The 24,169-nt window shown below is 27.8% G+C and carries 23 protein-coding genes; 7 read left to right on the top strand and 16 right to left on the bottom strand.

Features of this window, described 5'->3' with window-relative positions:
* Window positions 1-32: 32 nt before the first annotated feature.
* The 10 genes from ASUIS_RS02340 to ASUIS_RS02295 all read right to left on the bottom strand — a co-directional run bounded on the left by ASUIS_RS02340 (window position 33) and on the right by ASUIS_RS02295 (window position 11,232).
* Window positions 33-1,430, bottom strand: coding sequence for a CCA tRNA nucleotidyltransferase (locus ASUIS_RS02340; protein WP_118885536.1), 1,398 nt, complete (start codon window positions 1,428-1,430; stop codon window positions 33-35).
* Window positions 1,405-2,265, bottom strand: a complete 861-nt coding sequence (locus ASUIS_RS02335; protein ID WP_118885535.1) for a mechanosensitive ion channel family protein — start codon at window positions 2,263-2,265, stop codon at window positions 1,405-1,407. Before ASUIS_RS02335 ends, ASUIS_RS02340 begins: the two co-directional genes overlap by 26 nt.
* A 12-nt stretch (window positions 2,266-2,277) precedes the next feature.
* Window positions 2,278-3,984, bottom strand: coding sequence for a proline--tRNA ligase (locus ASUIS_RS02330; RefSeq protein WP_118885534.1), 1,707 nt, complete (start codon window positions 3,982-3,984; stop codon window positions 2,278-2,280).
* Between the two features lie 16 nt (window positions 3,985-4,000).
* Window positions 4,001-5,299 (bottom strand): glutamyl-tRNA reductase, encoded by a 1,299-nt coding sequence (hemA, locus tag ASUIS_RS02325; protein WP_118885533.1) that lies wholly within the window; start codon window positions 5,297-5,299, stop codon window positions 4,001-4,003.
* On the bottom strand, window positions 5,300-6,199 hold the full coding sequence (locus ASUIS_RS02320; protein ID WP_118885532.1) for a polyprenyl synthetase family protein: 900 nt from the start codon (window positions 6,197-6,199) through the stop codon (window positions 5,300-5,302).
* Between the two features lie 10 nt (window positions 6,200-6,209).
* Entirely contained in the window at window positions 6,210-6,512 is a 303-nt protein-coding gene (locus ASUIS_RS02315; RefSeq protein ID WP_118885531.1) for a DUF2018 family protein, read from the bottom strand.
* Window positions 6,513-6,537: 25 nt separating this feature from the next.
* Complete coding sequence (hisD, locus tag ASUIS_RS02310; RefSeq protein WP_118885530.1) at window positions 6,538-7,833, bottom strand: histidinol dehydrogenase; 1,296 nt, start codon at window positions 7,831-7,833, stop codon at window positions 6,538-6,540.
* A complete protein-coding gene (locus ASUIS_RS02305; RefSeq protein ID WP_118885529.1) occupies window positions 7,830-8,342 on the bottom strand; it encodes a shikimate kinase in 513 nt (170 codons plus the stop codon). The genes hisD and ASUIS_RS02305 overlap by 4 nt, the downstream gene beginning before the upstream one ends.
* Before the next feature lie 74 nt (window positions 8,343-8,416).
* Window positions 8,417-10,348, bottom strand: a complete 1,932-nt coding sequence (locus ASUIS_RS02300; protein ID WP_118885528.1) for a sensor histidine kinase — start codon at window positions 10,346-10,348, stop codon at window positions 8,417-8,419.
* A 20-nt stretch (window positions 10,349-10,368) separates the two neighbouring features.
* Window positions 10,369-11,232, bottom strand: a complete 864-nt coding sequence (locus ASUIS_RS02295) for a 1-aminocyclopropane-1-carboxylate deaminase (RefSeq protein WP_118885527.1) — start codon at window positions 11,230-11,232, stop codon at window positions 10,369-10,371.
* Window positions 11,233-11,264: 32 nt separating this feature from the next.
* Here ASUIS_RS02295 and ASUIS_RS02290 point away from each other — a divergent pair, with 32 nt between their 5' ends.
* From ASUIS_RS02290 to ASUIS_RS02280, 3 genes are all read left to right on the top strand, one after another.
* The gene (locus tag ASUIS_RS02290) at window positions 11,265-11,771 is read left to right on the top strand and encodes a MotA/TolQ/ExbB proton channel family protein (RefSeq protein WP_226799966.1); all 507 of its coding nucleotides are present in this window, start codon (window positions 11,265-11,267) and stop codon (window positions 11,769-11,771) included.
* Between the two features lies 1 nt (window position 11,772).
* Window positions 11,773-12,165 (top strand): ExbD/TolR family protein, encoded by a 393-nt coding sequence (locus ASUIS_RS02285; protein ID WP_118887624.1) that lies wholly within the window; start codon window positions 11,773-11,775, stop codon window positions 12,163-12,165.
* 215 nt (window positions 12,166-12,380) lie between these two features.
* Complete coding sequence (locus tag ASUIS_RS02280) at window positions 12,381-12,599, top strand: cold-shock protein (protein WP_108557958.1); 219 nt, start codon at window positions 12,381-12,383, stop codon at window positions 12,597-12,599.
* 52 nt (window positions 12,600-12,651) lie between these two features.
* Here the strand turns inward: ASUIS_RS02280 and ASUIS_RS02275 are convergent, their stop codons facing one another.
* Together ASUIS_RS02275 and ASUIS_RS02270 are read right to left on the bottom strand one after the other, a co-directional pair.
* On the bottom strand, window positions 12,652-13,026 hold the full coding sequence (locus ASUIS_RS02275; RefSeq protein WP_118885526.1) for a DUF779 domain-containing protein: 375 nt from the start codon (window positions 13,024-13,026) through the stop codon (window positions 12,652-12,654).
* A gap of 69 nt (window positions 13,027-13,095) precedes the next feature.
* Window positions 13,096-14,592, bottom strand: coding sequence for an aldehyde dehydrogenase family protein (locus tag ASUIS_RS02270; RefSeq protein ID WP_118885525.1), 1,497 nt, complete (start codon window positions 14,590-14,592; stop codon window positions 13,096-13,098).
* A 219-nt stretch (window positions 14,593-14,811) separates the two neighbouring features.
* Here ASUIS_RS02270 and ASUIS_RS02265 point away from each other — a divergent pair, with 219 nt between their 5' ends.
* Both ASUIS_RS02265 and ASUIS_RS02260 read left to right on the top strand, forming a co-directional pair.
* A complete protein-coding gene (locus tag ASUIS_RS02265; RefSeq protein WP_192894404.1) occupies window positions 14,812-16,719 on the top strand; it encodes an FIST N-terminal domain-containing protein in 1,908 nt (635 codons plus the stop codon).
* The gene (locus tag ASUIS_RS02260) at window positions 16,716-17,375 is read left to right on the top strand and encodes a response regulator transcription factor (RefSeq protein WP_118885524.1); all 660 of its coding nucleotides are present in this window, start codon (window positions 16,716-16,718) and stop codon (window positions 17,373-17,375) included. The genes ASUIS_RS02265 and ASUIS_RS02260 overlap by 4 nt, the downstream gene beginning before the upstream one ends.
* A 44-nt stretch (window positions 17,376-17,419) precedes the next feature.
* Here the strand turns inward: ASUIS_RS02260 and ASUIS_RS02255 are convergent, their stop codons facing one another.
* The 3 genes from ASUIS_RS02255 to ASUIS_RS02245 form a co-directional block, all read right to left on the bottom strand.
* Window positions 17,420-19,477, bottom strand: a complete 2,058-nt coding sequence (locus ASUIS_RS02255; protein ID WP_118885523.1) for a TonB-dependent copper receptor — start codon at window positions 19,475-19,477, stop codon at window positions 17,420-17,422.
* A gap of 161 nt (window positions 19,478-19,638) precedes the next feature.
* Complete coding sequence (gene fbaA / locus ASUIS_RS02250) at window positions 19,639-20,706, bottom strand: class II fructose-bisphosphate aldolase (RefSeq protein ID WP_118885522.1); 1,068 nt, start codon at window positions 20,704-20,706, stop codon at window positions 19,639-19,641.
* Between the two features lie 9 nt (window positions 20,707-20,715).
* A complete protein-coding gene (locus ASUIS_RS02245; RefSeq protein WP_118885521.1) occupies window positions 20,716-21,519 on the bottom strand; it encodes a foldase protein PrsA in 804 nt (267 codons plus the stop codon).
* A gap of 217 nt (window positions 21,520-21,736) precedes the next feature.
* On the opposite strand from ASUIS_RS02245, the gene hsrA reads away from it, so the two are divergent.
* Together hsrA and ASUIS_RS02235 are read left to right on the top strand one after the other, a co-directional pair.
* On the top strand, window positions 21,737-22,426 hold the full coding sequence (gene hsrA / locus ASUIS_RS02240) for a homeostatic response regulator transcription factor HsrA (RefSeq protein ID WP_118885520.1): 690 nt from the start codon (window positions 21,737-21,739) through the stop codon (window positions 22,424-22,426).
* 17 nt (window positions 22,427-22,443) lie between these two features.
* On the top strand, window positions 22,444-23,727 hold the full coding sequence (locus tag ASUIS_RS02235) for a HAMP domain-containing sensor histidine kinase (protein ID WP_118885519.1): 1,284 nt from the start codon (window positions 22,444-22,446) through the stop codon (window positions 23,725-23,727).
* On the opposite strand, the gene ASUIS_RS02230 is transcribed toward ASUIS_RS02235, so the two are convergent.
* Window positions 23,724-24,152: a CoA-binding protein gene (locus ASUIS_RS02230; protein WP_118885518.1), complete on the bottom strand. Its 429-nt coding sequence runs from the start codon at window positions 24,150-24,152 to the stop codon at window positions 23,724-23,726. The two genes, ASUIS_RS02235 and ASUIS_RS02230, sit on opposite strands and share 4 nt — an antisense overlap.
* Between the last annotated feature and the right edge of the window lie 17 nt (window positions 24,153-24,169).

The following is a 24,169-nucleotide window of genomic DNA, read 5'->3' as shown; positions in this document are numbered from 1 at the left end:
TTTAATTTAAAATAGAGCTTAAAATGATTACTTTAGTATTTTTCCATAATTTTTTTGATGATTAAATTTTTTTCCAAATGAAAATCTAGCTGTAAATCAAAAGCAAACTCTAAAATTTCTTTAAATTTATCACTTGGTTTGAACCCTAGTTTTATTAAATCTCGTCCTTGAACTAATTGTTTTATAGGAACATTGTGAATATCTAACTCTTTTGCTTTATTTAAAAGCCATGAAATTGCATTTGGACATTTTTCTTTATCTTTTATTGTTCTGCCTAAACAATCAGATAGACAAACTAAACATAAATCTTCAATATTTACTTTTAAAGACAATCTTTTTATAGCTTTTAATGAAGATTCTGCAAGATATAGTTGAAAAGGTGTTAGATGATTTTTTACCAAAGAACAAACTATTTCTATAAATTTCTTTTCATTTGTAAGTTTTGATAAAAAAGAGATTGTCGGCTCTATTCCTAAACTCTCATGTTTAAAAGAAGTTATTTTCCCATCTATTTCTTTTGTACAAAATGGTTTTCCAAAATCATGGCAAAGAATTCCATAAAAAAGATACAGTTTTCTATATTCATCTTCAATATTTTCTTCTTTTAAAATTCTTGCTAGTTCATCAAGGCTCATCATCGTATGAATCCAAACATCACCCTCGGGATGATAAATTGGATCTTGAATACAATTTATTAAAACTTCTAACTCAGGGAAATATTTTAAAACGCCTAATTCACGAAGAAGTTCAAAACCAATTGAGGGTTTTGCCGATTTTAAAAATAGTTTTTTAAACTCTTCATAAATTCTCTCCTTTGGCAAATGAACTAAATCTCCATTTAAAACTATTTGATTACAAAGTTTTTTTGTATTTTCATCTATTTCAAAATCAAATCTACTGGCAAATTGAACTGCCCTATAAACTCGTAAAGAATCTTCTATAAAAGTTGTATCATTTATGTGTTTTATGATTTTGTTTTTTAAATCATTTATTCCATCAAATGGGTCTAAAAACTCTTTTCTTAAAAAATCATATCCTATTGCATTAATTGTAAAATCTCTTCTTATTGCTGCTTCTTTAAAGCTAAGATTTGCATTTGTGATTACTTCAAAGTCTTGGTGAGTATTTCCTATTTTTATTTCAGTTCGAGGAAGTGCAAAATCAAAATCATATTCATTAACCTTTAGAGTTAAAACTCCAAATGATTTTCCAACCAACTTAACAGAACCAAATTTTTCTAAGCAGTTTTGTATTATTTCTAAAGAGTTTATTCCAAAAATTTCTATATCGTAATCTTTGATTGGAATATTTAAAAAAAAGTCTCGTACACTTCCACCTACTAAAATTGGAGTTGCTCCAATTTTTTGTAGGTCTTTTAGAATCTCTTCTAAAACAGAGGGGATTTTAAATTTTGTTATAGTGGTGTACATCTTGTTGAGGATACGGAATAGAAATTCCTTCGTTATCAAATGACAGTTTGATATTTTCTAATAAATAAAATCTAACTTCTGAATAATCAGATGTTTTAACCCAAACATTTATCGTAAAATTTACTGATGATTCTGCAAGTTCTGAAACTACAACTGAAATTCCTTTATCCACTAAAACTTTTTCATTAGAAGTTGCAACATTTGTTAATACTTCTTTTGCTTTTTTAATATCATCTTTATATCCAATACCAATAACTAAATCTATTCTTCTAGTTTCATAAGCATTTACATTTGTAATTGAACCCGTTGTAATTGAGCCATTTGGTACAATGATTTTTTGGTTATCAGCAGTTACAAATATTGAACTAAAAATACCAACTTCTTTTACTGTTCCTGTAACTCCACCTGCTGTTACTGTATCACCAACTTTAAAAGGTTTAAATAAAATTATCATAACACCAGAAGCAAAGTTTCCTAGAGAGTCTTTTAAAGCAAGACCAATAGCTAAACCAGCAGCTCCAAGAATCGCTAAAAACGAAGTTGTTTCAACTCCTAATTTCCCTAAAGCTGTTAAAAGAACAATTATCATTAAAGCGTAATAAACGATATTTTCTAAAAACCTAATTAAAGTTTCTTCCATACCTTTTACTTTTCTTAACACTTTTCCTAAAACTGTTACAACTTTATTTACAGCCCATTTTCCAATAATAAAAATTAATAATGCCATTAATAATGAAAATGCATAAGCACTTATTATTTCTAAAATATTGTGTGGAATATATGAAGTTATGTCTTTCGTTATCACTTCAATATTTTTTTCTAACTCTTTTTCCAAAATATTCTCCTACTATTTAATTAATTCTAATATTTTTGAAACTACTTCTTCAACTTTTACATCAGTTTTTTCTAAAGTTTTTCTATCAACGATTTCTACAAATCCCTCTGGTAATTTTTTACCAATTACAACAGCATAAGGGAAACCTAAAAGTTCAAAATCACCCATTTTGAAACCAAATCTAGCATTTATTCTATCATCTAAAATTGTATCTATTCCTGCAACTTTTAAATCAGCATAGATTTGTTCACCAGCATTTGCTTCTTCCTCTTTTTTAGAGTTTGAAACAATAATATCAACCATAAATGGAGCAGTCTCTTTTGTCCAGATACAACCTTTATCATCGTGGTTTTGTTCAATCACAGCAGCAACTAATCTTGAAACTCCAATTCCATAACATCCCATAATAAATGGTTTTGCTTTTCCATTTTCATCTAAAAAGTTTGCATTCATAGCACTTGAATATTTAGTTCCAAGTTGGAAAATGTGACCTGCTTCTATTCCTTTTGTGTATTTTAAAGCTCCACCACAACAAGAACAACTATCATTTTCTTGAACAGCAACTAAATCAAAATATTTTACATCTTTTAAAGTTGATAAATCTGTGTTTATTAAGTGGTAATTTATTTCATTTGCACCACAAGCTAAGCCTTTTGAATCTTTGATTTCATTATCAATTACAAAAGTAATATTTGATGGTAAATCAAAAGGTCCACAATAACCAGCAACTAATCCAGCTTCAATAATCTCATTTTCACTTATCTCATCTAACTCTAAAGCATTTACAGAATTACAAGCTTTTGTCTCTTCAAGTTCATCATCACCTCTTACAAAAAACACAACGATTTGAGTTTTATCTTCATAAATAGCTTTTTTAATAACAGCTTTTATAGTTTGTGATTTTGGAATATTTAAAAAAGTTGCAACTTCTTCAATAGTTTTTGTATCTACTGTTTCAACTTTTTTTAATTCTGTAAAAGCAGAATAATCAAAATTTCTTGGTTTTCTAGTAGCTGCTTCAATATTTGCTCCATATTCACAATCAGGACAAACAACAATTGTATCTTCCCCTGAATCTGCTAATACATGGAATTCTTTTGAACCACTTCCACCAATTGCTCCTGAATCAGCAGCTACTACTCTAAAATCTAAACCTAATCTTGTGTAAACTTTTTTATAAGTTGCTTCCATTAGATTAAATTCTCTTACTAAATCTTCTTCACTTGAGTGAAAAGAGTATCCATCTTTCATTAAAAATTCTCTTCCTCTCATAAGACCAAATCTTGGTCGTGCTTCATCTCTAAATTTTGTGTTTATTTGATAAAGATGAATTGGTAAATCTTTGTAAGAAGTAATTCTATTTTTTACCATATTTACAACTGATTCTTCATTTGTTGGAGATAAAACAAAATTTGTATTTTTTCTATCTTTGAATCTAAGCATTTCATGCCCCATTGTATTTGCACGACCTGATTCTTCCCAAAGTGATAGTGGAGTTACAAATCCAAATTGAACTTCATTTGCACCTGCATTGTCCATTTCTTGTTTTACAACTGCTCTGATTTTATCTAATACAATTTTTCCCAATGGCATAAAATCATAAATCCCAGCTCCAGTTTGAGCGATAAATCCACCTCTAACTAAATATTGATGTGATGGAAGTGTCGCATCATTTGGTGTTTCTTTAGTAGTTGGGATAAACATTTTGCTAAATTTCATTGATTATTTTCCTATTTTAATTTTTTGTAATATGATCACATTTGTATTTATTTGGTAAGTTTGAATCATTACTTAATCCAAACATATTTTGAACAGTTGAAACAACAACATCACACTCCATATTTTTTGAAATATCTTTTAATTGTTTAGATGGATTATGTAAATATTCTGTGATTACAGTTTGACAAAGTTTTCTAATATTCTCTTCTTCATCAGCTCTAATATAACCTTTTTTTATGGCATTTTTAAGCTTTTTATCGATGATTGTTTCACCTTTTAAATAAAGGTTTTTTACAACTGGTTCGATTTCTAAAGATTTTAACCACTCAAAAAATTCCATTGACATACGACTTACAATAGAATAAGCCATTTTTGCTTGTTCTGCTCGCAAACTCATATTTTCATTTACAATATCTTGTAAATCATCAACTGAAAAAATTTCTAATCCACTTAATGAGATATTTTCATCAATATCTCTAGGAACTGCAATATCAAACCAATATCTAGCTATTGAAGAACTAGGTGCATTCTCTTTTGTGATTATTGGATATGGAGCTGAAGTTGCTGTTATCATAACTGGAATTCGTGAGAGTAAATTTGACAATTCACTATAAGGTTCTACACTTACATTTGTTTCGAAAGTATCTGCTAAAATTTGAGCTTTTTTTAAATCACGACTTGTTAATACAACATCAAAACCTGATGAAAGTAAATGTTTGATCGTAAGTTCACTCATTTCACCAGCACCAATAACAAGTGCTTTTACACCTTTTGTATTTCCAATAATATCTTTTGCTTTTGCAACAGCTGTTGAAGCCACTGATACAGAACCTGTTCCTAAACTTGTAGCATTTCTTACATTGGCAGCACATTTAAAAGCATAATGCATAACTCTTGTAATATTTGTAGAACAGTGTCCTTTTGCTTGTGAAAATCTAAAAGCATCTTTTAGTTGTCCAACAATTTGTGTTTCACCAATTACAAGTGAATCAAGTGCAGATGCAACAGAAAAAAGATGATGAACTGCTCCATCATTATCATAAATATCAGCTCTATCGTATAAAGTATCAAAATCTAAACCTGAATAAGAAGCTAATTTTTCGATGATATTTTTTGCACTATTTTTTATATTTGAAGATCTAGTTACAATTTCAACTCTATTACATGTTGATAAAACTACTGCTTCTTTTGTGTGTTCATTTTCTAGTATTTGTTTTAAATATCTATCTTTATCTTCATCGCCGTTAAAAGCCAGTTTTTCTCTCATTTTTATATCAATATTTTTGTGAGAAAAACTAATTACTAAATAACTCATCTAAAACTCTCTTTCTATCATAGCTTTCATAATCATTACTAAAGTTTGGCTATTTTCTTCATCAATAACAGCATTTATAGCTTCGTTTCCAATAGCTTTCGCTTGTAAAATAGAATCATTTAAAGCATTTGTAATACTCATTTGCTCTTTTATCCAAGAACTTTCTTCAGCACTTAACTCTTTTTTGTATAAAGATTCTAATTTTGTTTTATCTTGAACTCTTTCATGAAGTAATAAATATGGAATTGTTACTTTTCCCTCTACAAAATCAAGCATTGCTGGTTTTCCAAGAGTAACAGAATCTTGAGTAATATCTAAAATATCATCTACCATTTGAAAAGCAAGTCCTAGATTTTTACCATATAAGGCATATTTATTTTCATCAAGTCCAGCTAAGATTGCTGCTGCTTTTGCTGATGCTTCAATTAAAGAAGCTGTTTTTTTATAAATCATATCAAGATATAAATCATAAGATTTGTTAAAACTATTTGTTAAATCAACGTCTATCATTTCACCAATGCTAAGAAGTGTTACAGCATTAGAGATTGTATATGCGACTCTTTTGTCCATTTGTGAAAGTTCAGTAAAAGCACGTGAGTATAAAATATCTCCAAACATAATAGAAGTTTTATTATCATAAAGTGCATTAACTGATGGCTGACCTCGTCTTGTATCGGCTTCATCTATTACATCATCATGTAAAAGTGATGCTGCATGAATCATTTCAACAACTGCACAAAGTTTAATACTTTCTTCATTAACTCCTGCAATTTTTAAAATAAGTTTAGACCTTAGCATCTTTCCTGTTGCTAATTTTTCTAAAAGTTCTAAACTTTTTTCGTGATTGCAAACTTTTACAAACTCTTTTATTTGATTTTTTACTTCTTGTAATTCTTCCACAAAAAATGCCTTACGAATCTAATCTACAGATAATTTCACCTGTGAATTCAACATAAAGACCTTTTTTCATAGCTTTTACTTTGTCATGATTTTCTAAAGTGTATTCTTTGATGTATTCATTTATATCAAAGTTTTCACCTTTATTTTCAGAAATTATCATCTCTAAAACTGCTAATTTTTCAACAATTTTATCAATCTCTTCTTCAACTATATCTTTTGAAGCTTCTCTACTTACATCAAAAAATTTTGATTTTGGACTTCCCATAAAAATATCGTCTTCATCTTCACTAAACCAATCGCCAAACATTGACATAATTTGTTCCTTATTTTTCTTTTTGTTATTTGTTTTCTAATCTAACTCTTACAGATTTTGCATGAGCTGTTAAACCTTCTGTATCAGCTAATAATGCACAAGCTTCTCCAAGTTCATTTATAGCATTTTTTGAAAAATTAATAATTGAACTTTTTTTCATAAAATTTTCTACATTTAATGGGCTATAAAACTTAGCTGTACTTCCTGTTGGAAGTGTGTGATTTGGACCTGCCATATAATCACCAATTGGTTCAGGAGTATTTTCACCTAAGAAAATTGCACCTGCGTGTTTGATAAATGGTAATAATTCAAAAGGATTTTTTGTCATCACTTCTAAATGCTCAGGAGCAATTTCATTCATAAGTTCAAGAGCTTCTTCCATTGAAGATGCCACAATAATTGCACCTCTTTCTTCAATTGATTTTCTAGCTATTTTTTCTCTACTTAAATTTTTTAAATACTCTTCAACTTCTTTACTTGTAAGTTGAGCAACCTCATCACAAGTTGTAATCATAATAGAACTTGCCATTTCATCATGTTCAGCTTGAGATAATAAATCAATTGCTAAATAGTGAGGTTTTGCTGTTTCATCGGCTAAAATACCAATTTCACTAGGACCTGCAATCATATCAATATTTACTTCTCCAAAAACAAGTTTTTTTGCAGTTGCAACAAAAATATTTCCAGGACCAGTAATTACATCAACTTTAGGAATAGTTTGTGTTCCATAAGCCATTGCAGCAATCGCTGAAGCTCCACCAACTTTATAGGCTTTTGTAATTCCACATAAGTGACAAGCTGCAAGTAAAAGCTCATTTACTTCATTTTCAGGTGTTGGAGTACAAACAACTATCTCTTTAACACCAGCAACGATTGCAGGAATTGCATTCATTAAAAGTGAACTTGGGTAGGCAGCTTTTCCACCTGGAATATAAAGTCCAGCTCTATCAACAGGAGTTACTTTTTGACCTAAAATAGTTCCATTTGATTCAAAGTCTAACCATGATTTTGGAAGTTGTTTTTCATGGTAAGTTTTGATTCTGTCATAAGCTATATGTAAAGCAGCTCTTAATTTTTCATCAAGATTGTCATAAGCTTTTTTCATATCATCTGGACAAATCATTAACTCATCATCAGATTTCACTTCCCATTTATCAAACTTTGAAATGTGTCTTTTTAAAGCTGTATTTCCCTCTTGAACTATCTCTTCAATGATATTCATAACGATTGAAGAAACGCCTTTGATGTCAGTATTTGCTCTAGCTAGTATGGCATCAAATTCAGCTTTAAAATTTGCATCTTTTGTATTAATTATTTTCATTTAATTTGTCCTAAAATCTCTTTTACAATATCTTTTATATCTTTATTTTCCACATCAACTACAATTTTAGCAACTCTTTCATACTCTTTTGCTCTTGAATCATAAAGCTTTATTGCTTCTTCCATGTTTTGTAAAAGTGGTCTTTTTTTCAATTTATTTGCTGCATTTGGAGCGTTATTTATTCGGTCTAAAATACCTTGAAATGATGATTTTAAATAAACAACCTTTCCTATTTTGTTTATGTTTTCTTGCTTATAAAATCCACCACCTGTTGAAACAATTGTATTATTTACACTTTTTTCCAACCATAAAGCAGTTTTTTTCTCTAAGGCTCTAAAATATGGTTCACCTTCAGCTTCAAAAATTTTTTTGATTTTTCTGTTTTCCATACTTTCAATTAAATCATCAGTATCAATTGCAAACATATTTGATTTTTTAACCAAAGCACGTGCAACGGTACCCTTACCAACACCCATAAAACCTATTAATATTATATTGTTCTTTTTCATAGTGGAAGATTATATCTAAACTTATGTAAATTTTTATACCCAAACTTTTCTTATTTACTTTAAATTAGGCTCTTTTAATTACTTTTTAATTCCTGATTATTAGAAAATATTACTGAAAAAGTTGCTCCGGTGTAACTCTTATCTTTATAAACATATTTTTCATTTTTAACAAGAAGAGAACCATTCATATGTTTTTCAATAATCTCTTTTGACATATAAAGTCCAATTCCTGTTCCTTTTGATTTAAATTTAGTTGTAAAATAAGGTTCAAATACTCGATTTATAATCTCTTCTTCAATTCCACCTGCATTATCTTTGATGATAACTATTGTTTCATCTTCTGTAATTTTAGTATCAATAAATATATACTTTTTTTCAAACTCTTTTCTTTCAAATTCATCTTTTGAATTATTTAAAATATTTATTATTACTTGTAAAAACTCATTTTCCATTCCAAAGATATTTATATCATCAATATCTTTTATTATTTGAATATTTTTTAAATGTAATTGTGGTTCTAATAAATCTGAAACTTTATCAAAAATATCTCTAAGATTAAAATAAGTAGCTTCTTTTTTAGGATTAAAATAATCTCTAAAATCATCAATAGTTTGTGACAAATATTTTGTAGTTGTAGCTATTGTATTCATAGATTTTATAACTTCTTCTTTTTTTACTTCAGAATATTCATATTGAATTTTAATTCCTGTAGAAATTGTTGAAATTGTACTTAAAGGTTGTCTCCATTGGTGAGCAATATTTTCAAGCATTTCCCCCATTGCAGCCATTTTTGCTTGTTGAGCAAGAATGGTATCTTTTTCTCTATTTTTCTTAATATGATTAAGAACTTGTTCTTTATATTTGTAAAATCTTTTTTCAAGTTTTTTTGAAATATAAAAAGAAATAATTAAAAAAACTCCTGTTAATAAAATACTAATTAAAATTAGATTTGTTAAATTTTTTGTATATCTATCTTTTATTTCTGTTTGTTTTTCATTAATTTGTTTTGCTAATTCATCAGTATAAAAACCCGTTGATATAGCCCAATTCCATTCTTTAAAGCCTTTTACATAACTTATCTTTTCTGAAAAATATTTTGTCTCTGGTTTTACAGTTCCAATATATTTTAAATATCCATCATTACCATTTTTTGCTAAATTCAAAATCTCTTTTGTAATCATAACTTCATTTTCATCTTTTAGATTTATTCTATTTAATCCTATATAAGATTTTTCAATATGACTTAAATAAACACCATTTTCATCAACAATAAAAATATATCCATTTTTATCATATCTAATAGTTGAAATATAAGATAAAACTTCTTCTTTTATAATATTTTCAAAATCACTTAAATATTCACCTGTTCCTATAATAAGGTTATATGGTTCGAAAATTTTATTATAAGTGATTTTTTTATATTGATGAGTTGAATCATCTAGTTTTTGCCAATAAAGTGTTGTAAAAGTTTCTTTTTTATTTTGTAGATTATCTATAATTTTTTTTAAAACAAAATTTCCAAAATTATCTTTATAATTTATTATCAATTTATTTTCAAATTCAGGATTAATTGGATGTAAAATATTAATTCCATCCATACTACTTATATAAAAATAACCTCGATTATCATTGAACCTAATAGGTCTTAAAGAATCTTTTATTCTATTAATAATTTGTTCTTTACTCTCTGTATTTTTATATTTTTCATAAATATAATTAACTAAAGTAAAAGCTTCTTCAACCCTGTCTTTTAAATTTTCTTTTAATTCATCTTCACTATTTAGTTTTTTGTGTTCAATATAGTCAAAAACTTTGTTGACTTCATTTTTTATTATTTCTCTATTTTTTTCAAAATAATCTTTTTGCAAATTTTCTAAATCTTTTTTTAAAGAAATGTTTTTTTCAATTGATAAAAGGATAGTGATAATTAAACAAATAAGTCCAACAACAAAAATAGGCGTGTATTTAATAAATTTTATAAGTTTGATTTCTTTTTTTGATAACATAAGTGCAATACTATCTTTTTTTATATTAAATGATATTTGTGTTTATATCTGTCTTGCATAGATTCATTTCCAATAATTCCACCTTGATGAATATATAAAAAAATTGTATCAACTTCTTTTTCTAATTGTTTTATATACTTTTCAAAACAAAGCCAACCTAAACTATCATAAAGGAAATCAAATTCAATATTTGTTTGTTTTAAAAGTTCATTATGAATATCATAAAATTCTTTATAAAGTTTTCCAAAATGATATTTCTTTTCTTTTTGCACTATTGTTGGAAAATTATCTTTTTCAAGAGCTTCAAACTGTTTTTTCAAATAATCTTCATCACCAACACAAGCACAAGTTAATACTTCAAAAGGAAGAAATTTTTGCAAATAAAGTGCTGTTGTTCCCGTTCCACTTGGTAAAAATATTTTTAGATTTTTTATACTATTTTTTTCTGCCCAAGATTTTATCTCTTTTGCTAAAACTTCAATTCCAACTGAAGCTTCAACCACTGCTCCACCTTCACTTATAAATAAAGTTTCATTATCAAAAAAATCTGGCAAATTCTCTTCTATTATATTCATTCCATTTTTTATTGCATATTTATAATTTCCAACTGGATTTTCTTTTAAAAATGATGCTGTATGGTCAACATAATAGTCAAATTCCCAATTTTTTAGTTTGCATAAAACAGATAAAGAGTACATGGCGTTTGATTGACTAGAACCGTGAGAAACTACTTTTTTTATATTAGGAAAATCATTGATTAAGTAATAATAAAACTTTCTTGCTTTATTTCCAGCAAAATCAGAATTTAATAAATCATCTCTTTTTATAAAATATTTTTGCTCATTAAAAGTAACTTGTTGAATTGGTGAATTTGTGTAGTTCATGGGGAAAATTGTACCATCTATTAGCAAAAATTTTGTACAATACACAAAAATTGATTGGGGCTAAAATGGATTTAATGAGTTATATTGATAAGGGTGGAATTATTGTTTATATTTTAATTGGATTAAATATAATTGGATTTACTATAATTTTGTGGAAATTTTTTACACTTCCTAGAAAAAATAAAATAATTACTGAAATCAAAAAAAAGATAACATCAGATACTTCTATTTCTGCACAAATTGAATATGAAGTAAAAAAACTAGATTCTGGACTTACTGTTATAAAAAATATTGCTATTATTTCTCCTTTATTAGGTCTTTTAGGAACAGTTATTGGAGTTTATATGTCTTTTGAAGAAATTACAGTAAAAGGATTAGGTGATCCAACTATTTTCTCAAATGGAATTGGAATCGCCTTAATCACTACAATTGCTGGTATTATTGTAGCTATTCCTCATCAAATTGCATATAACCATTTTATTGCAATGATCGATAATATCGAACTAAAAGCAAAAAAAGAGTTAGTTGGAAATAACTAAAATGAAAAGAAGAGAATCATTAGGATTAGATTTAACACCTGTTATTGATGTTATATTTATTCTTCTCATATTTTTCATAGTAACTTCTGTTTTTAAAAAAGAAGAACTCGCACTTATACTAGATTTGCCAACATCAAGTGCAAAAGAGATGAAAATAGATGAAGAACAAATTTTTATTGAACTTAGCAAAGAAAAACTTGCCATTAAAGGAATTGAAGTATCTTTTGATTCCCTAGAAGATAACCTAAAAGCTATAAAAAACAAAGAAAAAGCCGTAATTGTGAGGATTGATAAAAAAGTTGAGTATGAAAGAGTAGTAAAAATATTAGATTTATTACAAAAATATAACCTAAAAAACCTAGCTTTAGTTACAAATGAAGAAGCTAAAAAGTAGATAATTTTACAAATAACTATATTTTTTTTATAAAAGAGTACATTTTCTTATTTTTGTGATATAATGCCTGCATTGAAAGATGGTTTAGGGTTCATCTATAGTTTATGTTTTTCTTGTAACGCTAGTTTTAAGTACACACTCAATCTAAAGAATTCTCGATTTTATATTTTCAACGCTTTAGAAATGAAGTATATTTTAAAAAAAAAGGGGTTACAATGGCAACATTAGTAAACGGAACAGTTAAATGGTTTAATAGCGAAAAAGGTTATGGTTTTATCGAGCAAGAAAATGGTGGTAAAGATGTATTCGTACATTACAGAAACATCAACAATTCTGGTTATGGAAGAGTTTCATTAAATGACGGTCAAAAAGTAACTTTTGAAGTTGGTCAAGGTGAAAAAGGTCTTCAAGCAGAAAACGTAACTGCTTTATAATTTTAGCTTTACTATTTAAAAAGGGAAAGAGTTTTTACTCTTTCCCTTTTTTTTAATCTATTTTTCCCAAATTTGCGTACTCTTCATCAGTAAAAATTCTAGATTTTGTTATAAACTGATAACCTAAATCTATTTCTAGTGAAAAAGAGTTGCCAAAAGCTGCTTTTTCTTCTTTTACATCTACTGTTATAAAAGAGTGTTTAAAATATTCAAATTGGTCTTTATCAATAAAAAATTCACATCCACAAATTTCACCCATTTTTATATTTCGACTAGGAACATGGAAATCACCTTTTTCGTAACACATAGGAGCAGTTCCATCACAACAACCACCACTTTGGTTAAATACTAATTCACCATGTTCTTTTTTTAATTGTTCAATAACAAGAGCTGCTGCTGGTGTTACATCTAGTCTTTGTGTTGACATTTTATATCCTTTATAACGAGAAAAACCCATAGAAAATTTCTATGGGTTTTTATTTTTGATTAGTAAATCTTAAAAGAAACCTAATTTATTTTTATTGTAAGAAGTTAAAATATTTTTTGTGTGTCTATAAGAATTTAACATCATCATATGAGTTTCTCTTCCTATACCTGATTTTTTATATCCACCAAATGATGCATGTGATGGATATATATGATAACAATTTACCCAAACTCTCCCAGCTTCAATTCCACGACTAAATTTATGTAGTTGGTGAGCATCTCTTGACCAAACACCTGAACCTAAACCATAAATTGTATCATTTGCAATTGCTAATGCTTCTTCTTCATCTTTAAAAGTTGTAACTGCTAGAACTGGACCAAAAATTTCTTCTTGGAAAATTCTCATTTTATTATGACCTTTAAATAATGTTGGTTGAATATAAAAACCATTTGGATTAGTTGTTGATTCATAAACATCACCACCGATTAATAATTCAGCACCCTCTTCTTTACCTATTTTAATGTAATCTACGATTTTTTCTTTTTGATTTAAAGAACATTGAGCACCCATCATACAATCTGTATCTAATGGATTTCCTAATTTAATTGCTTTTACTCTTTCAAGAACTCTTGCCATAAATGGTTCATAAATTGATTCTTGAATTAATGCACGTGATGGACAAGTACAAACTTCTCCTGAGTTAAATGCAAATAATACTAACCCTTCAATTGCTTTATCAAAGAATTCATCATCAGCGTCCATGATTGATTCTAAGAAAATATTTGGTGATTTTCCACCAAGTTCTAAAGTTGAAGGAATAATATTTTCAGTTGCATATTGCATAATTAATTGACCAGTTGTAGTTTCACCAGTAAATCCAACTTTTTTAACTAATGGATGAGTTGAAAGGAATTTACCAATTTTCCCACCAGCACCATTAATAATATTAATTACACCTTTTGGCAATACAGATTGAATTGTTTCCATTAAAATTAAAATTGACATAGGAGTTGCACTTGCTGGTTTCATAACAATACAATTTCCAGCTGCAATTGCAGGAGCTAATTTCCAAGCAGCCATTAATAATGGGAAATTCCAAGGAATAATCTGAGCAACAACACCATAAGGTTCATAAATCTCTTGAGAAATTGTATTTTCATCTAAATCAGAAACCGTTCCTGATTCTGCTCTAATTACTGATGCAAAGTATCTAAAATGATCAACAACTAAAGGAACATCAGCATTTAATGTTTCTCTAATTGCTTTTCCATTATCTAAAGTTTCAGCAATAGCAATATTTTCTAAATTTGCTTCAATTGCATCTGCGATTTTGTTTAATAATGTACTTCTTTCAACAACAGATGTATGTTTAAATAATTTAAATGCAGCATCAGCAGCTAAAACAGCTGCTTCAACATCTGCTTCATTTGATCTTGGAATTTTTGTTAAAATTTCACCATCAACAGGAGAAATATTATCAAAATACTCACCACTAGATGGAGCAATCCATTCTCCACCGATAAAATTCTCATATTGAGCTTTATATTTTGGTTTATTGTAAATCATTTTGTATCCTTTTAATTCATTTATTTTTGAAAAAAGTTGTTAAATTCATTAACTTATCTTTTTGCTTAATGAAATTTTACACGAGAAGTATAGCATGAATAAAGCTATAGTATAGCATGAGTATAGCGGTGATAACTTTTGTTACAGAATACGATATTTTCGAGCTTTTTAATGATTTTTTTTCTTTGCAATTTTTAAAATATCTGCTACAATTTTTTTATGAAAACATATAATTACACACTAAATAATAAACCATTAGATGAATTGATAAATTTTTCATTATTCAAGGATGAAAAAAATATATTAGTTCAAATATTTTGTGGAGATAAAAAGAATATTCTAGAAGAAATATTAGCTATTCTTACTAAAAAACTACCACTTGCTATTTGTATTGGTTCTTCAACAGATGGTGAAATAAATAATGCTGAAATTACTACACTTAAAACTGTAATATCAATTTCAACTTTTGAAAAAACTACATTAAAAACAATTCATATTGAGGAAAAAGACTCTTTTAAAAATGGAGTTTTATTAGCACAAGCTTTATGTTGTGAAAATACAAAACTATTATTAACATTTACAGATGGAGGAACAACAAATGGAGAAGAGTTTTTAAATGGAATTGCTTCAATAAATAGTAAAGTTTTAGTTTCAGGTGGAATGGCTGGAGATAATGCCCACTTTACTCAGACTTTTATTTCATCACAAAATAATATATTAACAAGAGGTTCAGTGGGAGTCTCTTTTAATTCAGATGATTTAAAAGTATGTAATGCTTATAACTTCAACTGGTCACCAATTGGAATAGAACATGAAATTGAAGAAGTTGAAGGAAATAGAGTTTATAAAATCGCTGGATTAAAACCTTTGGATTTTTATAAAAAATATCTAGGAGAGTATGTAGCTCGTTCACTTCCTGCAACTGGAATTGAATTTCCTTTAATTGTTCAAAAAAACAATATTCCACTAGCACGGGCTGTTATTGCAAAACATGAAGATGGAAGTTTAAGTTTTGCTGGAAACTTACATAAAGGTGACATTGTAAAATTAGGTTTTGGTAATGTTGAATTAATGATGAATAATCCTTTAAAATCTCTATTTAATAAATGTGCCATAAAAAACACTGAATCATTTTTTATTTATGCTTGTATGGCAAGACGAAGATATATGCCAAATTTAATAGATATAGAAATTAGTCCTTTTTCTCAAATCGCAACAACTGCTGGATTTTTTACTTATGGAGAATTTTATCATCATTATGACCACAATGAGTTATTAAATCAAACCTTAACAGTTTTAGCTCTTAGTGAAAAAGAGATTGAAAATGAAGATGAAGAAAATGATAAAGAGTTACAAGATACGGCACTAAGTGATCATGCAAGAAGTTTACAAGCACTTACGCATTTGATTCAACAATCTTCACAAGATTATAATAAACAATCAAAAGAGTTAGAGATTGGAAATAAATATGCACAAAATTTAATAGCTTCACAAAAACAGTTTTTAAAATATGCCATACATGAAACAAATACTCCTTTATCAATTATAATGGGAAATATCGATATGTTTGAGATTCAATTTGGAAAAAATAAATATCTAACAAACATAGAAATTGCTATGAAAAATATTTTTAGTATTTACGATGATTTAAGTTATCTTGTAAAAAAAGACCAAATAAATCAAGCAACCCATAAAATAAATTTTAGAGATTTTATGAGAAGTAGAATAGATTTTTATACTCAAACTGCTATAAAATTTAAATCAAAGTTTGAGTTTATCTGCAATTTTGATGAAGTTATTTTAAATTTTAATGAGATAAAACTACAAAGAATTGTAGATAATAATCTTACAAATGCAATTAAATATACTTTACCAAATGAAACAATTTATGTAATTCTTAAAGTCTCAAAAAATGATTGTGATTTTATAATCGAAAGCCGTTCAGCTCAGATTTTGGATCCTCAAAAAATATTTGAAGAGTATTATAGAGAAGAGGTTTCAAAAGAAGGTTTTGGACTTGGATTAAATTTAGTAAAAAGAATTTGTAGTGAAGAAAATGTGGGAATAAAACTAGAATCTGGCGAAAACTGGGCTTCATTTACATACACATTTAAAGGAGTATTATGAAAATTTTATTAGTTGAAGATGATATTATGTTAAATGAGATGATTACAGAATATATAACATCAACCGGACATGTGATAAAAAATGCAAAAACAGGAATGGAATCTTTAGAAATTTTAGAAAAAGAAAAATTTGATTTATTAATTTTGGATATAAATCTTCCTGATATTGATGGTTTTACTATTTTAGAAAAAATGCATGAACAAAAAAGAATGGTTCCAACTATTTATATTTCTGCACTTATAGATATTGAAGAGATTTCAAGGGCTTTTGATTTGGGTTGTTTTGATTATTTGAAAAAACCATTTCATCTAAAAGAGTTAACTTTGAGAATTAATAAGATTTTAAAAACAAGAATAGTTCCCCAAAGACATAAAAGATTATCAAAACATTATAGTTTTGATGCTGAGAATATGACACTTTTATTTAACAATGAACCTCATATTCTACCAAAACGACAGCTTCAAATCATTGAACTTTTGGCATTAAATAGAAGTTTAGTTGTGCAATACGATATGTTTAGAACTTACGTTTGGAATGATGATTATATTGATAATGCCACAATTAGAGCTGAAGTTAATCGGGTAAAAACTGTATTAAAAGAGGATTTTATTAAAAATATTAGAGGAAGTGGATATATGATTGAAAGACCTGAGTAAAATTATTTAATTAAAAAAATTAATTCTATTTTTATCTAGTAAAACTAAAACGTTGTTTTTAACTCAAACCAAATATTTCTTCCTGGTTCATTAATCTTTTCTTGTGTAAGAAATGCGAGAGAAGAAGAAGCATCAGTTCTATTTAAATGTTCTGTATATACTTTATTAAAAATATTATCTACACCTGTAGAAAAAGTAATATTCTTATTATACTTATAAGCACCATTCACAGAAAATACAGCTGCTCCTGGGGTTTCTCCTTTATCTGCTCCATTCATTACAATGTTGCCATTTCCAATATCATATCTATCTTGTTTCGAAATAAATCGAGCAAGAATACCCGCAGAATATTTGTTGTCATCATAAATTGCTGATAATTTCATTTCCAAAGGAGGTTGTTGAGCTAATGGTTTATTATCAGTATCATTTTCACCAAGAACATGAGATAATGCTCCTATTAATTTATAATTATTCCCTATTTTATAACTAGTACTTATTTCTCCTCCATACAATGTCGCATCAACATTATTTACTTTTTGGGGTACGTTAGTTGAACCATTTGGCATATACCATCTAGTTTGTATATAATTGTTAACTTTACTATAGAATAAAGATACAGAACTCGATAAATTACCATTTACAAAATTTGCTCCAATATCTAATTGATTAGTTTGTTCTGGTCTTGGAATAAAATCTTGATATTGCGTGATTGTATTAAAAACTGTTCTCTCCCAATAATCTGGGAATCTTTCAGAATGTCCAATTCCAGTATAATAAGAAAATCCATTTTCAGGTATTTTGCTTTCATACCTTATAAAACCACTTTTTAATGTAGCTTCATCTGTTTTTAAATAATTAGGATTCAAAATAGGGGTCATACCTAATTTTTGCCTATTATCAAGTACCTCATGATCATCTATTCTAATTCCAGCAATAATTCTTTCTTTTTCATTAATATCATAAGTTGATTCATTAAAAATACCAACTTGAGAAAAATCAAAATCTGTGAGTCTATGAGCAGAGAACATTGCATCATTTGCAGAAGAAGCAGAAGTTTTCATCATAGCAGAACGACCAGTATGAATATCATTTTTAAAATCTATTCCTGACATATTTGTAAGTGAAAGACTAGGTATAATTGTTGTAAACTTTAGACTTCCTCCTGTAGTTTTTCTATCAGGATTCATAGCAGAATAGCTTGTTGCTGGTCTAAGTGAATAATTATCCATAATGTGATCTACATAATTGTGATAAATTTGCATTTCGAGTTGTTCAATATTCTTTGATAAATCATATTTTATTACTTTCAGTGCAATATTTTCTCTAAGTAATTTTGAAGCATCCATAGCTCTATCTGCATATTTAGCTTCACCATCCCCTTTTGAACCTGATATTTCAATTGTTGTATCATCTGTTGGCGTATAACCTAAGGCTAGACTTGTATTCCATCTTGTATATTCTGAATTAACGGTATCGCCATTTCCATCTTTATAATCATTCGAATGAGATCTGGTAGCAATTAACTGACCATAACCTTTCGTATCCCCACCACTTATATCTATAAACTGATCACTCCTTCCAAAGCTTCCTTGTTTAAAAGATGAGTAAATATTATAATCTGGTTTTGGGTAGTACTTGTTTTTTTTCTTAAATTCAACTACTCCTGCAGAAAATCCAGAACCAAATAATACACTTTGAGGTCCTTTTGTTACAACTACACTATCATAAGCTTCAGGAAACACATAAGCAGTAGGTGGGTCCATTCTACCTCCACAGCCACCATATATTTCCTGACCATCAACTAATATTCCCACTTTTGAACCAGACATTCCTCTAAAAACGGGATCACCATCTGTTCCTCCCTTTCTAACAATCGAAAAGCCAGGAATATTCTTTAGGAAATCAGCTCCATCACTAGCTGGAATTGGTTGAATAGGATTTTTTGGATTACTAATAACTTTTAATGCCTCGTTAGATTCTACAATTGAAACTACTTCAACTTTTTCTAAATTTACACTCTCATTTTTATGTGAAATATCATCTTCGGCCAAAAGTAAACTTGAAGTCAATGCTAGACATAAGTAGATTTTTCTTTTTCTCATTACTGTTCCTATTAATAAATTATAATAAGATTATCAAAGAGTTGTTAATTTGTTGTTAATTATTTAGTTACTATTGTTACCGTTATAAGAAAATGTTTTATAAAAAATATTAGAAAAAGTAGATATAAAATAAAAAGACCAAATGGTCTTTTTATTTAAAATTAGTTTTTATTTATTGCACAAAGGTCAGAAAATGCAACTTCTAGTCTAGCAATCATTGTTTCTTGCCCTGCTCTTATCCATTTTCTTGGATCATAGTAGTTTTTATTAGGTTTATCATCACCTTCTGGGTTTCCGATTTGACCTTGTAAATATCCATGATATTTAGCTTCATAAGCTCTAACACCATCCCAAGTTGCCCATTGAGTATCTGTGTCAATATTCATTTTTACAACACCATAAGAGATAGCTTCTCTTATTTCTTCTAATAATGAACCAGAACCACCATGGAATACAAAATCAACAGGTTGAGCAGTAGTTCCAAGTTTATTTTGAATATATTTTTGTGAATTATCTAAAATTTTTGGACTTAATACAACATTTCCTGGTTTATAAACACCATGAACATTTCCAAAAGATGCAGCTATTGTAAAATTAACTCCTACTTGACTTAATTTTTCATAAGCATAACAAACTTCTTCTGGTTGTGTATAAAGTAAAGCATTATCAACATCAGAGTTATCAACACCATCTTCTTCACCACCAGTGATTCCAAGTTCAATTTCAAGCATCATATCAAGCGCATTCATTTTTTTGAAATACTCAACACAAATTTCAATATTTTCTTCTAAAGGCTCTTCACTTAAATCAAGCATATGAGAAGTAAACAAAGGACGACCAGTTTTTTCAAAATGTTTAGCACCTGCTTCTAACAAGCCATCAATCCAAGGTAATAATTTTTTAGCCGCATGGTCTGTATGTAAAATTACAGGTATTCCATAAGCTTCAGCCATTGTATGAACATGATTAGCACCACTAATTCCACCAAGAACGGCAGCATTTGCAGTTTTTAAACCTTTACCAGCATAAAATCCAGCTCCACCATTTGAGAACTGGATAATAATTGGTGAATTTACTTTAGCAGCAACTTCTAAAACAGCATTTACAGAATCAGTTCCCACAACATTTACAGCTGGAATTGCAAAATTATTTTCTTTTGCATAAGCAAAAAGTTTTTTTGCTTCACTTCCAGTTAAAACTCCTGGTTTTACAACATCAAATACACCCATTTTATTCCCTTATTTAATAACTATTTTTGCGTCTTTTTTTAATTCGTCAGTTAATTCTTTTACTTTTTTACTAAAAGCATTTCCAATTAAAACTTGTGAAATTTTAGGTTCAACTTCAGCATAAGTTAATGTTTTTGGAGCTGTTTTGTCTTTTAAGAAAATTACATGGTAACCAAATTCACTTTTTACTGGAGTTTTTGAATATGTATTTTTAGCTAATGCTTTTGCAGCAGCTGTAAATTCAGGAACTAATTTATCAGCAGGAACTTTTCCTAAATATCCACCATTTTGAGCAGTTGAATCAGCAGATTTTGTTTTTGCTAATTCAGCAAATTTATCTTCTTTTTTCGCTGCTTTATCAAGTTCTATAATAATTGCTTTTGCTTCAGCTTCTGTTTTTACTAAAATATGTCTTGATTCTAAAATTTCAGGTACTACAAATTTTTCTTTATTTTTTTCAAAAAAATCTTTTTTATCTTGATCTGTAAATTTTAATTTATCAACTTCATTTTTTTGCCAAACTTGAAGAGCTAAATCTTCTTTGATTCCACTCATAGCTTCAACATATTGAGGATCTTTTTCAATTCCATTTTTAAGAGCATTTTTAGCTATTAATTTTCTATTTACGATTTGTTCAATTACTTGTTTTTTAGCTGTTTCTGGTAATTTTTCAAAATCTATTCTTGGATCTTGTAAAATCATTGCAATATCTTGTTTTGTGATTGCATCACCATCAACTGAACCATAATCACTTGCATTTAAAACAGTTACTAAAACCATTGATGCAACTAAACTTGTCATTATCTTTTTCATAACATTCCTTAGGATTTTATATTTTGCGTATTTTATCTTTTTGTAGTTAATAAACAGTTAATTTATCACTAAAAAATAGGTATTTTTACATAATATCATAATTATATAAATCTTGATTTTATAAATTTTAAAATTTAGCTTAAAAAGGCTTTAAATTTTTCAAATTTTATGATACAATTCCGCAAAATTTAAACTTAACTTAAATTTAAGGAATATTATGAGAATTTTGATTATTGAAGACGAAATTACACTAAACAGAACATTACAAGAAGGTCTTACAGACTTCGGATATCAAGTAGATACTGCTGAAAACTATAAAGATGCAGAATACTTCATTGACATTAGAAACTATGATTTAGTACTAACAGATTGGATGTTACCAGATGGTGACGGAATTGAACTATGTAAAATAGTTAAAAACAGAAGTTCAAGAACTGCTGTTGTTATCATTTCTGCAAGAGATGATAAAGAAAGTGAAATTGAAGCATTAAAATCTGGTGCAGATGACTTTATTAAAAAACCATTTGATTTTGATATTTTATTAGCTAGAATTGAAGCAAGACTTAGATTTGGTGGAACAAACATCATTGAAATTGATGATTTAATTATCAATCCAGATGAAGAAAAAATTGAATATGCAGGTGTAGAAATTGAACTAAAAGGTAAACCTTTTGAAGTTTTAACACACTTAGCAAGACATAGAGATCAAATTGTTTCAAAAGAGCAATTACTTGATGCAATTTGGGAAGAACCAGAATTAGTTACTCCAAATGTTATTGAAGTTGCTATTAATCAAATTAGACAAAAAATGGACAAACCATTAAATATTTCTACTATTGAAACTATCAGAAGAAGAGGTTACAGATTTTGTTACCCAAATACAATAGAAGATACAAAAGCTAAATAATTTAGGTTATTAAAAAAATGGAAAGTAAGAGTATTTATAGACAGTTTTATACTAAACTGATTATAGCTACCTCACTTTTTATTATCACTCTTTCTTTCATATTTTACGAATATGCTAGAGGTACAATTTATGATGATATTCAAAAAAATATGTTGTATCATGCAAAACAAATCCAAATATCTTCAATTGCCGTAAATAGCTTTACTCCAATATTAAATGACAACCTTACAATTAATTTAACAAAAAATGAACACTTAAAAAATTATGAATTTATACACTATCAACAAAATGGTGATTATTTTATAAAACTTCTTTATCCATTTGATTTACAAAATAAACTTTTTTTAGAAATTGATAAAAACATAAGTTTAGAAATAGAACTTTTATATTCTGTAATATTTAAAAATCTTTTCATTTTAGCAATTCCTGGTTTTGTATTAATGCTTATATACTCGTTAGTAGTTTCAAAATCACTTTTAAAACCTATTATTCAAATAAATAAAAAATTATCAAATATGGATGAAAATTCTTTAACACAAATTGATAAAAAAGATTTACCAATAGAATTTTATTCACTTGCAAATTCAATTAATACTCTAACAAATAGAATAGAAACTTATGTAAAATTTAAAAAAGAGCTATTTATTGGGGCAGCACATGAACTTAAAACTCCACTTGCTGTTATGAAATTAAAAAATGAAGTGACTTTAAAAAAGAAACGAGAAGTTGAACAATATGAAGAAGCTTTAAAATTGACTGTAAAACAAATTGATGAAATGAATAAAATGATTTCTTCAATTTTAGATATAGGAAGAACAGAAGGAGCTCAGTTTGAACAAACTGTAAATCTTGATTTAGTTGAATATATAAAGAAAAAAACAAATGATTATAGAATGTTAAGTGCTCAGAAAAATATTATTATTACTTTTTTTTCAAATGTAAATCATTTAGATACATCAATTCAATTAACTTTATTTAATCAAATCTTACAAAATTTTGTCCAAAATGCTATAAAATTTACTCCAAATGAAAAATCAATTGCAATAAGACTAAAAAAAACAAAAGAAAAAATAATTATCACTGTAACTGATGAAGGTATTGGAATACCTGAAGATGTGGATTTATTTGCACCATTTAAAAGAATTGGAAATCAAAGTGGAGTAGGATTAGGGCTTTTTTTAGCAAAAAATGCAGCTGACGCATTAAGAGCAAAAATAACTCTTGTAAATAGAGATGATGGAAAAAGTGGATGTGTTGCTAAACTTATTTTAATAAACAACACATCAAAAGAAATTATTTAAAATAAATTTCTATGTTCTATCTTTGTACATTTATTTTGTACTACTTTTAATCCTGCTGCTTTTGCAATGGCTGCAGCTTCATTATTTACAAGACCTAATTGAAACCATACAGTATCAATATTTCCAATTTTTATTGCTTCATCAACAATTTGTGCTATTGCATCTGGTTTTCTAAAAATATCAACCATATCGATTTTAAAAGGTATTTCTGAAAGTGTTCGATAAACTTTTTCTCCTAAAATCACATCTTCTTTTGGATAAATAGGAACTATTTTAAATCCAACACTTTGTAAATAAACAGCTACCATATTTGAAGCTTTTGATGAATCTGGAGAAAGTCCAGCAATTGCTATAGTTTTTGTATTTTTAAAAATTTCTATTATTTCTTCACTTTTTGAGTTTACAGTTGGGAATTCACACTCCATTTTATATCCTTTATTAT

The organism is Arcobacter suis CECT 7833 (assembly GCF_003544815.1).
GTDB lineage: Bacteria > Campylobacterota > Campylobacteria > Campylobacterales > Arcobacteraceae > Aliarcobacter > Aliarcobacter suis.
Note: the sequence above shows the minus strand (reverse complement) of the source record. Positions and strands in the feature narration are given on the sequence as shown.